Here is a 13,073-nt window from a genome sequence, read left to right on the forward strand (position 1 = left end):
TTAAAGTCCCAAACACCTGCTTAATTCATATTACGAAACTCCAGGGGTGTTTTCCCTGTCTTTTGTTTGAAAAGTTTATTAAAGTACTGGGGATATTCAAAGCCCAGTAAGTAGGCGATTTCACCGACCGGCTTATCGGTGCTGATCAATATAGTCTTGGCTTCTTCAATTAAAAAATAGTGGATATGATCCTGTGCGTTCTTACCTGTTTCCCTTTTTAAAAGATCGCTCAGATAGCCCGGCGATAGGTTTACCTGGTATGCCAGGCTCTTCACCGTAGGTAAGCCCTGCTCCTGAAGCTTACCCTTCCCGAAATAATCGCTTAGTATTTTCTCTACCTGCACCACGACCGAACTGTTCACGCTCTTCCGGGTGATAAATTGCCTGCCGTAAAACCGCGAACAATAATTCAGCAGCAGCTCAATATTGGATACAATAATAGCCTGACTATGCCCGTCAATGTTTTCCCGGAGTTCGCCGTCCAGCTTCTGCACGCAGTCGTAAAAGATCTGTTTCTCCTTTTCCGACATATGAAGTGCTTCCGACACTTCGTATGAGAAAAAACTGTAATCTTTCATCTTTTGCTGAAGTGAGGTATTCCTGATCAGATCAGGATGAAAAAATACTCCCCACCCTTCCTTTTCTGTGTATGCACCGATGTCGGTTTCCATCTCCAATACCTGGTTAGGTGCAATACACATTAGGCTGCCGTTGTTAAAATCAACCACCTTACGCCCGTATTTCACATTATTGCCGTCATACCGCTTGAACAATAAACAGTAATAATCTCCGGATATTCTCGTGTCCTCCGCTACCTGCTCGTCTACATCACTAAAGTCTATCACAGCAACAAGCGGATGCTTAAGAGGCTGATCCAGATTGAAAAATTTATAGACATCGGCTATTCCGGTGAAATGGAGCGATATACTCATCCTGGTGTGAATTAAAGACCTTATAAATTTAATGCATTTATTAGTAATAAATATAAGGCCATTGCTTCACAATGGCCTTATATTTACTGATTATCGCGTCAGAGCTTAAACATGATTTTGACACCGCTGAAAAAGGTTTCGTCATCAGTTGCCTTACGCCTGGAAATGATCTCCCCGGCATCTTCCCCTGCCGTGTACCTCAGCTTGCTGGTACCATCAGTAGCCGCTTCATAAATTACTTCGGCAACCACACTGGCCGGTGAAGCATTTTCAAAAAACGCAGGCATACCTTCATTCACTTTACCCACAAGGCCCTGGTATTCAACCAGCGACTCATCATTGCTGAAGTCGATCGAACGGCCTGCAAAATCGGTAGCAATGGCACCCGGCTCTACTATTTTAACCTTTGCACCAAATTGCTCCAGTTCGTAGCTTAAGGCTTCTGATATTCCTTCCACAGCAAACTTGGTTCCGTGATACAAAGAGCCCAGGGGAAAGGACATCTTGCCGCCGATAGACGATATATTCACGATCACTCCGCTTTTGTTACTACGAAAATGCGGCAGCACTGCACGGGTAACATCCATTAGTCCAATGACGTTGGTATTAAACTGGCGAATAATATTTTCTCTTGAAAAGGCTTCCAGCGGACCAAAGGCGCCGTAACCTGCATTATTCACCAGCACATCGATCCTGCCAAATCTTTGAATACCCTCAGCGATTGCCTTTTCGATACTATCAGGGTCAAGTACATCCAGTCTGCTGAGCAAAATATTACCCAGATCTTTAAATTCTGTTTCGCTATCCGGATTCCGCATGGTGACCACAACGTTCCAGTCTTTTTCGATAAAGAATTTCGCAGTGGCCCTGCCTATACCGCTGCTTGCGCCGGTAATTAAAATGGTGTTTCTCATATTGCTATTGTTTTATTTTATGATGTAAAGGTCATAGTAAAAACAGAGCACCCGGTAATAGAAAGTCAGGCAAGTTGTATACTTTTTACGGATTATGAAGTTGCGGTTGATCGTTGATCTCCGGTCAGTAGCCAGCGAGCAGATTAACAGTATTTACTTTCGTTTGCCAACGTGTAATACCGGCGTTTATCCACAGCGTATCTGTCTTTTAAAGATAGCGCACGCTGCGCCTCCGACCCTGAGTCGGTATGTTGTGCCTTTAATCAGTCCACTGCCTTAAAAACTGAACCTTCTTCCAATAACAAAAGAAGCCTCTGCGTTTTCTTCCGTTTCGTCAGCGGTCTTTGCCCTTTTCCCTCTGGCATTATTCCCCGGCGGCCCGCTGGCCGAAGCCTTTTGCCGGTGTGCCTGGCTTGCCGTCTCCAGCTTCTCTCTCTGTTCAGCTACTTTTTTCAGCCACCAATTGCCCGTGTAACCAGCCAGGTTAGGATGGTGCCGGCATGCCTCCTGTATAGCTTCCCGCGGCTGCCCCAACGGAAGAGCCTCCGCTGACTGAAATACCGCCAGGATAGCGGCCGGACTGAACGATGGGGTGTTTGCCAGCTCCGTGCTTCTGTCTGTTTCGTTGATTGTCAGGCACTCCAGTGAAGCCGTCACCATCACCATACACCCTTCCGGTATAACCCCTTCCATCTCAAAATCCTGTGACTCAAGCGCCTTCCATTTAATAACACTGAGATCTTTTACCGACACATATTCATAGTATTCCTGGCGGAAGTTAAAAGCCGTGACCAGAAAACGCAGCCGGTACCGGTCCGTCATCTCCTTTATCTTTTCGGGCACCTTCAGACCAGTCACGCTGTCCCACACTTCCATCCTCACCCGTATCCTGCCTCCTTCCGTCAGGGTGACCGAAGGTTTAATCTTCAGGGCCTGACTAAGGGGGCTGTCAGCATTGAACTCGAATCCTTCCAGGCAGCCAGGATCTCCATCGTGCAGATCACGGGCACCCCTGGGCGCTGTTCTGCTCCCTAAAATACTCCGGTAAACGGCACTGTTGAAGCGGTTCACCATCCCGCCGTCATGCAGGTGGCGAAAAACCGGTTTGAGGGCCGAGCGGATACAGGCGGCGGCCGAACTGGCCAGTCCGAACTCTCCGGCGCTTGCCTTGCTGGCCAGTGTCTGCTTTTTATTCTTCCTGGGAAGGCCCTGCACCACCGTCATGCCCCGGAAGTTCCGGAATACCACGGTACCTGCTGTCCCGCGCAGGGCACCATTTCTTTCTAAAATTGCCATAGTGTTTCATTTTTGTGGCTGCAAAAGCGTCGGAGGCCCGGGGGAGGTGATCTGCTCGAAGTCCGGAGGGTCAGGGGCGCCGGTGCTGCCGGCTTTGTGGTAAAGTTGGGACAATGTTTCGGCAAGGTCAAGCACTGGTTTTTATTTAGAATAATTCTAAATAATCCCAAATACAAACAGCCTAAAAGCTGCATAGAGGCCGCCTTCCTGTGAAAAAGGCGGCCTCTATGCGGAACTTAAGCGGGAAATAAGCTGCAACATTCAGATTCCAATCAGGAATGAGGGGACCTTGCTGCTCACGAGGTATCAGCCTGTACCTACTTCTTCCCCCTGAATGAGACCTGAAATAAGTTAAATAGACAGATTGCTTGTAGAGAAGCATGATGTTTGGCTATTTCCCGTTTTTGCTTGCAGTACGCCAATCATGGATTGAACATCTGCGCAGTATCCGGCTGGCTTACCACATAGTTCCAATGATGGCGGTCAGGCAGCAGTCCTGTCCGTATGCCCTGGAGCTCGTTTCGTAATTTGATGGCTACGCCGCTTGATGAGCAATCCGGGAAATAACTTCTGCCGAGAATATTGATTTCCCCGATCTGAGTGAGCACGGCGGCGGTTCCCACGCCAAATGCTTCAACAGGTGCATTCCTGTTAAAAGCAGCTTCCAGTTCGTGATAGCTAACCGGGCGTTCTTCGGTTTGAATACCACTGTCTTTTGCAAGCGTCAGGATGGAATCCCGGTTAACGCCGTCGAGAATGGTGCCAGACAGCGGTGGTGTGATGAGTGTGCCGTCAATTACAAACATGACGTTCATGGTTCCCGACTCTTCAATGAAAGTATGGGTCTCGCTATCGGTCCATAACACCTGGTCAAACCCAGCTTCTTTAGCCAGTCGGGTTGGCAGGAAAGCTCCGCCATAATTACCACCGCATTTCGCAAATCCGGCACCGCCCTTAGCAGCCCGGGTATATTCTGTTTCTACTTTAACCTTTACAGTACCGTTGTAATAATTGGAGATGGGTAATGCAACGATCATCATCTTATACTCCTTTGCTTCCGTTACACCCAGCCGTGCTTCAGTCGCAAATACCATCGGGCGCAGATAAAGGGAATTTCCCGGCAGGCCGGATACCCATCCCTGGTCGGTGCTCACAAGTTTGTCCAGCGCATTGATAAAAAGTTCCTCCGGTACATCGGGCATGCACATGCGCTGCAGCGAGCGGTTCAGGCGTTCCAGGTGCTTCTGTATACGGAAAATACTCACGCTGCCGTCCTGCAATCTGAACGCTTTCATCCCTTCAAAAACCGTTTGGCCGTAATGCAGGCAAAGCGCAAGCGGGCTGATAGAAAATTCGGAAAAGGGTTTAACGGCGGCGTTTTGCCACTGCCCGTCTTTAAAATCGGCACAGAACAAATGATCGGTATGATCAGGCCCGAAGTTGATGCTGGTAAAATCGTACGAGGGCAGCGCGCTGCTGTTGCTGCGCTGCAACTGAATAGGATATTTCATAACTACAGATTGATTTACATTTTTATATTGGCCCGTTTGGATGTCTTTTTTTGTCATAACACAAAGGTCATTGAAAAAACATCAGGTGTACAGATGCAGAATTGATATATTTGACCATAGCAGATGAAAGCAAAGACATTATTGTATGATAAGATAGCCGCTGATATTGAGCGGCAGATCGCCGGGCAAGTGCTGAGGGTTGGCGATAAACTGCCTTCGTTGCGCACTATATGTGAGCAATACAATGTGAGCCAAACCACGGCATTGCAAGCTTATTACCAGTTAGAAGCAAAATCCCTGATCGAATCGCGGCCGCGTTCCGGTTATTTTGTGCACCGGCCGGCAAAGCGGGTCTTGCCCTTGCCTGCGGTTAGTTCGCCGGACGGGGCTTCAGGGGGTGAGTTGCATGAGGTGATCTCCCGTGTTTACCGGGATATGGGCCACAGCGGCGCTGTACCGCTTTCACTTGGCGTGCCTGCGCTGGAATTACTGCCCGTTGCTAAACTGAACAAGGGTTTGCTTCGTGCCACCCGAACGCTCTCCGGCAGCGGGCTGGAATATGAGCAGGTGCAGGGCAGCGACCATTTGCGTAGTCAGGTTGCACGCTTTTATTCTGGCGAAGGGGTTTCGCTTTCCGGCGATGAACTCGTGGTAACTTCGGGCTGCATGGAAGCTTTGTCGTTGTCGCTGATGGTAACCACCCGGCGGGGCGACACGATAGCGGTGGAAAGCCCGGTGTATTTCGGCATATTACAGCTCGCTAAAAGTTTAGGGCTTAAGGTGATTGAGCTGCCTGCACATCCGCAGACAGGCGTAGAAGTTGATGCGTTAAAAAAGGTACTCGCGGCAGGTAAGGTTGCTGCCTGCCTGCTCATTAGTAATTTTAATAATCCCCTGGGCAGCCTGATGCCTGAAGCGCATAAAAAAGAAGTGGTCCGGCTGATCCAGCACTTTGGTGTCCCGCTGATCGAAGATGACATTTATGGCGAGGTATATTTCGGTACGGAACGGCCGCGGTCCTGCCGGTCCTACGACGAGAGCGGATTGGTACTGTGGTGCAGTTCTGTGTCCAAGACGCTCGCTCCCGGTTACCGCATCGGATGGGTTGCGCCCGGAAAGTTTAAAGACGAGGTCATGCGACTGAAGCTCTACCAGAGCATTGCCGGCACCACCATTACGCAAGAGGTGATCGCTGATTTATTAGAGACCGGGCGGTATGCGCATCACCTGCGCGGCTTGCGGCAAACATTACAGACGAATGCATTGCGCTATAGCCACGCTATAGCCCAATACTTTCCTAAGGGCACATGTATCAGCCGGCCCCAGGGTGGGTTTATGCTTTGGGTAGGACTTGCAGACCACGTCGATTCGGTTAAGCTGTATGAGAGGGCCATCAAACAAAACATAAGTATAGCGCCGGGCAGCATGTTTTCCCTGCAAGGCCAATACCACAACTGCATGCGTTTAAGCTATGGCATGCCCTGGAATGAAAATATTGAAGGGGCATTGAAAAAATTAGGAAACCTGATCATATAGTCATGGATATTGTACATGTACCTCTGGCAACAGCCGGACAACCTCAAATTTCGGCTGGCAACATCAGCTTTGTCGATTACAGCGACCGTGGTAGTCCATTCCGCAACCGGGTATTTTTCGACAGCTATGCATTCAGCTTTGTGCAGCATGGGCAAAAACGGATCTACCGCGCGGCTGGCAGCACCACCCTTACCGAAGGCTATGGAATGCTGATTCCGGAAGGCAATTCCATCATCGCAGAGCACAGCGATACCGATGCGTTGTACAGCAGTTTCATCGTCTTTTTTCCCGGGCAAATGGGTCGTGACTTTTTGGCCTCGCGAACTTTGCCGCAGAAACCGGAAAAGCCTGAAGCACCCTACATTCATTTTAAAACGGATGCTTATATCAGGGAATATGTGCGGCATATCCGGTCGCTGATACAAATGCGGCAAAGCCTTTCCGTGGAAATAGCGAAACTTAAATTGAATGAACTGTTGACCGCCACGTACGAACTGGCACCGGAACTTTTATCTGCCGTGTTTGGCAAAGGCACGGCAGCTTCACTGCAAAATCTGGTGGAGCAGAACTTGCTTACCCCCCTGAGTCTTGATGAACTGGCGTTCCTGTGCAACCGCAGCCTCTCGTCCTTCAAACGGGATTTTATGCAGGCTTACGGATTATCTCCTCAAAAATACATCCGCGAACGCAGGCTGGAAATGGCTTGTGCTGAACTTGCAAAAGGAAAACTTGCAAGTGAACTGTACCTTGATTATGGTTATGAGCATGTCGCCAACTTTAATACGGCTTTTAAGCGGAAATTCGGCGTTACGCCCGCGGACTACCGTAAGGCAGCGGGAATGGGCTTTTCGCAAAAGTTTTTGGACGTTTCGCAATAACCAGGCATCAGTGCAGGCAGGGATATTTGAACATGAAGAATATCCTTTTTACGGCTTGTTTATTTTTATGCGCCAGTTTTACCTCTGGCCAAACATTTACACTTTCCAGCGCTGACCTGGGCGGGCAGTTCACCAATGAGTTTATAGCCGCGAACTTTGGCTGCACTGGCAGCAACAAATCCCCGGAATTACACTGGACGAATGCACCGGCCGGAACCAAGAGCTTTGCAGTAACTATGTATGATGCAGACGCGCCGACCGGCAGCGGGTTTTGGCATTGGGTACTTGTAGATATCCCGTCAAACGTTATGCAATTGAAAAGTGGTGCAGGCAGCATACCACAAAAGCTTGCGCCCGACGGCAGTCTGCAAAGCTTAAATGATACGGGAGCACCGGGTTACCAGGGGCCCTGCCCGCCGGAAGGTGAAACAGCGCACCGGTATATCATTACGGTTTACGCGCTTAACACGCCTAAGTTAGGGACAAGCAGTCAGTCCACCGCCGCGCTGACCGGCTTTATGCTACACAGCGCAACGATCGCCAGGGCATCATTAATAGTTTATTGCAAACGCTGATCAAAGGCCATGATATATCTTATTGGCGCGGGTGCCATTGGCAAAGCTCTAGCGGTGATGCTGACGCAAAGCGGCAGGCAAGTACTGCTGGTAAGAAGCAGTGTCGACCAGGATGCGGATAATATCGAAAATATCACTGTGCGGTTACCGGACGGTAGTACGTTAACATCGGACGTGACCATTAAAACCTTCAATACACTTCGGAATATGAAGGGCATTTTGCTGGTAACAAGCAAGTCTTATGGAAATACAAGCATTGCCGGCGAGCTCGCTGCTATCAAGCCCGAGGGGCCAATCGTATTGCTGCAGAACGGGCTGGACATTGAGCAGCCATTTATTGACAGTGGTTTCAATAGCATTTACCGTTGTGTATTGATGGCTACCAGCCAGTTTATTGCTGACGGAACCATTCAGTTTAAACCGGTAGCGGCCAGTCTGGTCGGTGTGGTCAGTGGTAACAACGAGGAGTTGGGAGAGGTCATAGCACAGATTGACAATCCATGGTTCCCGTTCAGGGAGGAAAATCCAATACTTTACGTCGTTTGGAAAAAGGTGATCGCCAACTGCGTTTTCAATTCCATCTGTCCGTTGCTGGATATCGATAATGGCATATTTTACAGAAACGCAGACGCACTGAGACTGGCGCGTACCATCATCGACGAATGTGTTCAGGTGGCCGGGAAGGCCGGCATATCGCTGGATAGCGAAGAACTTGAGCAACTTGTATTGAATATCAGCCGGTCTTCGGACGGGCAGTTCATTTCAACTCTGCAAGATATCCGGAACCGCCGGCAAACGGAGATTGAAACCTTAAACCTGGCCGTCGCAGCGCAGGCAGAAATGCTCCAGGCGGCACACCTGGTAATTGCAACGCGCTTTCTGGGAAAGATGATCCAGCTCAAATCAAAATTAATTTTATAAATATGCATCGATCCGGGAACCCGGTATGGAAAGCAGGTCCGGACACCATGGGAAGCTTCGACCGTTTGCCCGGCTGCTTTTCAACTTTGTTATCTATTTTTGTTACAGCATGAAAACAGTAAACTTCAGAACACTAAATAAATGGAAACAGCCTTTTTAACCAGCGCCATTAAGCAGTTCAGATACTATAAGCAATTAGGCGAAAAGACCTTTGCCCAGCTGCCGGATGAACATTTGTTCTGGCAGTATAATGCTGAAAGCAATAGCATTGCGACTATTGTTAAACACCTCGCCGGCAACATGCTGAGCAGGTGGACAGACTTTTTGGTAACTGACGGGGAAAAGGATTGGCGTAACCGTGACAGTGAGTTTGAGAACGACGTTGCAACGAGAGCAGAAATGCTGGCGTTATGGGACAAAGGCTGGCAGATATTACTGGACACGCTGGTTGAACTGAAGGAAAATGACCTGGACCGCATCATATATATCCGCAATGAAGAACATACGGTTGTGGAAGCGATCAACCGCCAGTTAGCACATTATCCGTACCATATTGGCCAGATCGTTTACATTGGCAAGCAACTCGCTTATAGCTGGCAGTCTTTATCCATTCCACGTGGCGGATCTCAAAGTTTTAACGAGGAGAAATTTGGGAAAAGATAGGCCATAAGTTACCGGCACTCTTCATCACCTCTATCGAACTCCTTTTTTTTCTGGTCATCACTATGGACGTAAACCATTTTCATTTCCAGTTTTGTAAGTCACATAATTTGCTCTAGATCTTTTGTCTAAAGAGCATGGACCTGCATGGTCAAGTCTCCCCTATTCTCCATCCCCTATCCTGTTCAGGATAAGAGAACGCAGGTCAGCGACGTCTCATGGCCGCAAATTATCCGGTTAAATTTAAAGAATCGATTAAATTGTCTTTCGGTCCTGAATAATTTCAGCCACCCGTAAGCCGCCAAAAATTGACTGCCTCACGGGGCGCACTAAAATCCAGGTTTACTTTACCCATAAGTTTGGGAAATTTAGCTATGGATTGCGGCACTACATGGCCACCTCCGTGCACGGTAAGTAAGGAAACAAGTTCATGCTGATCCTGCAACCATATCCTTCTTTCTACACTTGTCAAATCATCCGGATGTATATGTTGGAATCTTATAGTTTGTGTTGTCTTTGCTCCGTCATGGCTTTCGACAAATATTTCAGCTGTGCCTAATGCACTGATAACGTTGCCAAGTGACCTGCCAAAAAATTTCACTCTGCCACCTTCATAAGGAATGATAGGATCTGCGGTGCCATTGATCATTAATACTGGTGGCATTGATGTACGAAGGCTGTCAGTCAGGTTTTCAGGTGTGGGAAGGTTAGCCCCTACCGTAGTGATGCCCGCAAGTAAACCAGGGTTGGATATGGCCAGCCGATTCTTAATTTACACACTTTGAACGAAACATAGTAAAGGTATTTTCATACATTGCGAAAATTTGTGTATTTCGGTTGAAATTGAATGCCTGTGTGTTAATGATCAGCAATGACCACACCGGTCGCAGCCGGATTTTTAGAGGATCTGATCACCAACAGCAATAGCGGCAGGGTTAATGCAAATAAAAGCCCGATCAGAATAAAATCGTCCACATAACTGAGCATGGCTGCCTGCCTGACAACAGTTTGCTCCATGATAGCCATGCCCTTTGTTTTGGCATCAATAGCACTGATACCTTTTTGCTGAAAATAGGATGTTAGCGCATGGAGCCGCTGCGCAGCTTCAACATTGGTGCTCGTAATGTTGGTCAACAAATCACTGCGATGAACGGCAACCCGGTGCGCGGTGTAAGTATTTACGATAGATATTCCGAATGCACCTCCCAATTGCCGCATCATATTATTCAGGGCAGCACCCTGTGGTATCTCCGCAGCCGGTAAAGAAGAAACCGCCAGCATGGTAAGCGGCACGGTAAGAAAGGCCATACCCAGCGCACGGAATATTAAATTGATCGTAATTGCGTGCGCAGAGGTATCAAAATTTATACCCGACATGTTCCAGTTAAAGTAAATAAAACATAGGAAACCGGCCGCTACGACCAGTAATGGAGAAACACCGCTTTGGATAAACTTTCCGGATACAATAAGTCCGACGATTGCAATAACAGCTCCGGGCAGCAACAGAAACCCGGTTTCGGTTGGAGAAAAGCCGAGTAAACGCTGGGAAATTACCGGTGTAAGAAACACCGACGTGAACATGCCGATACCCGTTATAAAGGTCATTATAGCTGCTATAGTCAGCGATTTGCTTTTGAACACCCGGAGATTGACCACAGGATGCGGGACATGCAGTTCCCACATCACAAATGCAGTGAGCGCAACGATGGCTGTAATGGTAAGTACGGTGATATATCGTGTGTCAAACCAGTCTTCTGTTTGTCCGCGTTCAAGCACGGTTTGTAATGCACCGATACCGATAGCTAATAACGCAATACCTAACCAGTCTACCTTACTTACCTTAGGCTTGACAGTCGGTTCGGTGAGTAAAAAATAACAAGAAATTGCGGCGAGTATGCCTATGGGCACATTAATATAAAAGATGAGCGGCCATGAGTAATTATCGGTAATGATACCGCCCATTGTAGGGCCTATCGTAGGACCGATAAATACGCCAATACCAAAAATTGCACTGGCTACTCCTTGTTTTTCCTTCGGAAAGAGTTCAAAAATAACCGCTTGTGATACTGAAAGTAAAGCACCACCACCGAGTCCCTGTAAAAAGCGGAAGAAGACCAGCGTCCAGATATTACCGGCGCTGCCGCACATGAATGAACAGACCACAAACAGAACTATCGATCCGATGTAGTATTTCCGCCTTCCCAAAATGGCGGTCAGGAAGCTGGTGATCGGGATAATGATCACATTGGCGATAGCATAGGCCGTAATCACCCAGGTGGTATCTTCCAGGGTTGCACCCAGGTTCCCGCTCATGTGCGATAACGCCACGTTTACGATGGTGGTATCGATAAGTTCCATTACCGCAGCAAGCAGCATAGTGATGATCAACAGGGATCGTTTAAAGTCATTCATACAGTCAGATACATTACCACAATAGTATCGCCCCTCTGGAACGATCCTATTGTGGTAGCAAGTTCAAGTTTAACGCTGGTTGATCGCCTGGAACGCCTTTTCTTCTGTAGTAAAGAACTGATCGCGAAATCCAACGGTCAGGCCAACGCCTATTTCGTACTGATCCTGCTCAATCCCCTTTAACAAACCTTCTGCTACCTCACTTGCCGGCATACCACGCTCCTCCCCCCCGATCTCTTTCGAGAATTCGGTATTTACGGTCGGCGGCATCAGTTCAAATACTTTGATGTTAGTATCCTGCGCTAAAGTATAGCGTAATGACAAGGTATAGGAATGTACGGCAGCTTTGCTGTCTGAATAACTTGGTATCACAGTCACAGGCGAATAAGCTACAATCGACGTTACGTTGATGACCGCTGCTTCAGGTTGCTTCTTCAGAACAGGCAGCAGCTTCTCGGTTAAGCTAACGAGAGAAAAGTAATTAGTTTCCATTTCCTGTCTTGCCTTGTCTACCGCGCCGGCGGTCTCTGAGTGCTGGTATACAAAAGCTTTACCGGCATTGTTGATCAATATGCTCAGTTCAGGATAATTTACATTGATTTCCTTTATTAAGTTGTCTACGTCGGCTTCACTGGTTATATCACAGGTGATCGCTGTGGTATTTGTTAAGGTATTTGCCGCCTTTTGCAGTTTCTCAGCTGTTCTGCCTAAGATGATGACCTTGTTTCCTTTTTCACTTAGCAACTTTGCTGTCTCGAACCCAATACCTGAACCACCGCCGGTGATCAGTATCGTTTTATTCGTAATATTCATGAGTTTATTTGTTTTGATTAATATTCTGCTTAACTTTACTTTCATTTTGCAAGTAAACAAAGGTAAAATAATTTACTTTTAAAATGCAAGTGAATTTTTGTCATATTTATGAAAGAAATAAAACACCGGTCAGGCTGTCCGGTAAGCTATACATTAGACTTCTTTGGGGATAAATGGTCACTGTTGATCCTCCGGGACATGATGTTGTTTGGCAAGACCACCTATGGTGAGTTCCAAAGCTCTGCAGAAAAGATCGCCACCAATATCCTGGCTGACCGCCTTAGTATGCTGGAGCATTACGGCTTTGTGAACAAGCAGGTAGGTACAGATAAAAAGTCAAAGTTTAGTTATACACTGACAGAAAAAGGGATCAGTCTGGTACCCGTCATCCTGGAGATTGGACTTTGGGGCGCGCAATTCCACCCGCCGGGGCTTAACCCGGAATTGAAAGCTGCCTTGCAAAATGATCGCCAGGATACTATCCAGGCGATACAGGAAAAATTAAGAAGCAAGCTCCAGCCAGGGTAAGCAAACCCGACGATAGAAGAATTGGATAATGGGACTGGTCAGGCGAACTGTAACCAGCCGTCTATCAAAGCTCTGTCTTTCTGTTTGACTTCTTAAT

General features: G+C 47.8%; 13 protein-coding genes. 6 read left to right on the forward strand and 7 right to left on the reverse strand.

The genetic code is table 11. The annotated features are described in order from the left end of the window. Nucleotides 1-20: 20 nt before the first annotated feature. From DDR33_RS18255 to DDR33_RS18275, 4 genes are all read right to left on the reverse strand, one after another. Nucleotides 21-932 carry a helix-turn-helix domain-containing protein gene (locus tag DDR33_RS18255; RefSeq protein ID WP_109417248.1) on the reverse strand — a complete coding sequence of 304 codons (912 nt, stop codon included), beginning with the start codon at nucleotides 930-932 and terminating at the stop codon, nucleotides 21-23. 98 nt (nucleotides 933-1,030) lie between these two features. Further along, on the reverse strand, nucleotides 1,031-1,846 hold the full coding sequence (locus DDR33_RS18260) for an SDR family oxidoreductase (RefSeq protein ID WP_109417249.1): 816 nt from the start codon (nucleotides 1,844-1,846) through the stop codon (nucleotides 1,031-1,033). A gap of 276 nt (nucleotides 1,847-2,122) precedes the next feature. Then, nucleotides 2,123-3,142, reverse strand: coding sequence for a hypothetical protein (locus tag DDR33_RS18265; RefSeq protein ID WP_109417250.1), 1,020 nt, complete (start codon nucleotides 3,140-3,142; stop codon nucleotides 2,123-2,125). A gap of 422 nt (nucleotides 3,143-3,564) precedes the next feature. Then, nucleotides 3,565-4,653 carry a branched-chain amino acid aminotransferase gene (locus DDR33_RS18275; RefSeq protein WP_109417295.1) on the reverse strand — a complete coding sequence of 363 codons (1,089 nt, stop codon included), beginning with the start codon at nucleotides 4,651-4,653 and terminating at the stop codon, nucleotides 3,565-3,567. A gap of 123 nt (nucleotides 4,654-4,776) precedes the next feature. Here DDR33_RS18275 and DDR33_RS18280 point away from each other — a divergent pair, with 123 nt between their 5' ends. The 5 genes from DDR33_RS18280 (at nucleotide 4,777) to DDR33_RS18300 (ending at nucleotide 9,226) form a co-directional block, all read left to right on the forward strand. Further along, the gene (locus tag DDR33_RS18280) at nucleotides 4,777-6,189 is read left to right on the forward strand and encodes an aminotransferase-like domain-containing protein (protein ID WP_109417252.1); all 1,413 of its coding nucleotides are present in this window, start codon (nucleotides 4,777-4,779) and stop codon (nucleotides 6,187-6,189) included. A gap of 2 nt (nucleotides 6,190-6,191) precedes the next feature. Next, the gene (locus DDR33_RS18285; protein ID WP_109417253.1) at nucleotides 6,192-7,067 is read left to right on the forward strand and encodes a helix-turn-helix domain-containing protein; all 876 of its coding nucleotides are present in this window, start codon (nucleotides 6,192-6,194) and stop codon (nucleotides 7,065-7,067) included. 32 nt (nucleotides 7,068-7,099) lie between these two features. Further along, nucleotides 7,100-7,642, forward strand: coding sequence for a YbhB/YbcL family Raf kinase inhibitor-like protein (locus DDR33_RS18290; protein WP_109417254.1), 543 nt, complete (start codon nucleotides 7,100-7,102; stop codon nucleotides 7,640-7,642). A gap of 9 nt (nucleotides 7,643-7,651) precedes the next feature. Next, the gene (locus tag DDR33_RS18295; protein WP_109417255.1) at nucleotides 7,652-8,563 is read left to right on the forward strand and encodes a ketopantoate reductase family protein; all 912 of its coding nucleotides are present in this window, start codon (nucleotides 7,652-7,654) and stop codon (nucleotides 8,561-8,563) included. 141 nt (nucleotides 8,564-8,704) lie between these two features. After that, a complete protein-coding gene (locus tag DDR33_RS18300) occupies nucleotides 8,705-9,226 on the forward strand; it encodes a DUF1572 family protein (RefSeq protein ID WP_109417256.1) in 522 nt (173 codons plus the stop codon). Between the two features lie 280 nt (nucleotides 9,227-9,506). Here the strand turns inward: DDR33_RS18300 and DDR33_RS18305 are convergent, their stop codons facing one another. The 3 genes from DDR33_RS18305 to DDR33_RS18315 form a co-directional block, all read right to left on the reverse strand. Continuing rightward, a complete protein-coding gene (locus tag DDR33_RS18305; RefSeq protein WP_146198808.1) occupies nucleotides 9,507-9,887 on the reverse strand; it encodes a hypothetical protein in 381 nt (126 codons plus the stop codon). Nucleotides 9,888-10,081: 194 nt separating this feature from the next. Next, nucleotides 10,082-11,635 (reverse strand): DHA2 family efflux MFS transporter permease subunit, encoded by a 1,554-nt coding sequence (locus DDR33_RS18310; protein ID WP_109417258.1) that lies wholly within the window; start codon nucleotides 11,633-11,635, stop codon nucleotides 10,082-10,084. 69 nt (nucleotides 11,636-11,704) lie between these two features. After that, nucleotides 11,705-12,448 carry an SDR family oxidoreductase gene (locus DDR33_RS18315; protein ID WP_109417296.1) on the reverse strand — a complete coding sequence of 248 codons (744 nt, stop codon included), beginning with the start codon at nucleotides 12,446-12,448 and terminating at the stop codon, nucleotides 11,705-11,707. Between the two features lie 108 nt (nucleotides 12,449-12,556). Here DDR33_RS18315 and DDR33_RS18320 point away from each other — a divergent pair, with 108 nt between their 5' ends. Next, nucleotides 12,557-12,976, forward strand: a complete 420-nt coding sequence (locus DDR33_RS18320) for a winged helix-turn-helix transcriptional regulator (RefSeq protein WP_109417259.1) — start codon at nucleotides 12,557-12,559, stop codon at nucleotides 12,974-12,976. Nucleotides 12,977-13,073: the final 97 nt, after the last annotated feature.

Source organism: Pararcticibacter amylolyticus (assembly GCF_003130405.1).
GTDB classification, from domain to species: domain Bacteria; phylum Bacteroidota; class Bacteroidia; order Sphingobacteriales; family Sphingobacteriaceae; genus Arcticibacter; species Arcticibacter amylolyticus.

Excerpts from the sequence above, each read along its gene's own strand:
- DDR33_RS18260 (WP_109417249.1), bottom strand. The coding sequence starts at position 1,846 with ATGAGAAACACCATTTTAATTACCGGCGCAAGCAGCGGTATAGGCAGG.
- DDR33_RS18280 (WP_109417252.1), top strand. The coding sequence starts at position 4,777 with ATGAAAGCAAAGACATTATTGTATGATAAGATAGCCGCTGATATTGAG.
- DDR33_RS18285 (WP_109417253.1), top strand. The coding sequence starts at position 6,192 with ATGGATATTGTACATGTACCTCTGGCAACAGCCGGACAACCTCAAATT.
- DDR33_RS18295 (WP_109417255.1), top strand. The coding sequence starts at position 7,652 with ATGATATATCTTATTGGCGCGGGTGCCATTGGCAAAGCTCTAGCGGTG.
- DDR33_RS18310 (WP_109417258.1), bottom strand. The coding sequence starts at position 11,635 with ATGAATGACTTTAAACGATCCCTGTTGATCATCACTATGCTGCTTGCT.
- DDR33_RS18255 (WP_109417248.1), bottom strand. The coding sequence starts at position 932 with ATGAGTATATCGCTCCATTTCACCGGAATAGCCGATGTCTATAAATTT.
- DDR33_RS18275 (WP_109417295.1), bottom strand. The coding sequence starts at position 4,653 with ATGAAATATCCTATTCAGTTGCAGCGCAGCAACAGCAGCGCGCTGCCC.
- DDR33_RS18320 (WP_109417259.1), top strand. The coding sequence starts at position 12,557 with ATGAAAGAAATAAAACACCGGTCAGGCTGTCCGGTAAGCTATACATTA.
- DDR33_RS18305 (WP_146198808.1), bottom strand. The coding sequence starts at position 9,887 with ATGCCACCAGTATTAATGATCAATGGCACCGCAGATCCTATCATTCCT.
- DDR33_RS18300 (WP_109417256.1), top strand. The coding sequence starts at position 8,705 with ATGGAAACAGCCTTTTTAACCAGCGCCATTAAGCAGTTCAGATACTAT.
- DDR33_RS18265 (WP_109417250.1), bottom strand. The coding sequence starts at position 3,142 with ATGGCAATTTTAGAAAGAAATGGTGCCCTGCGCGGGACAGCAGGTACC.
- DDR33_RS18315 (WP_109417296.1), bottom strand. The coding sequence starts at position 12,448 with ATGAATATTACGAATAAAACGATACTGATCACCGGCGGTGGTTCAGGT.
- DDR33_RS18290 (WP_109417254.1), top strand. The coding sequence starts at position 7,100 with ATGAAGAATATCCTTTTTACGGCTTGTTTATTTTTATGCGCCAGTTTT.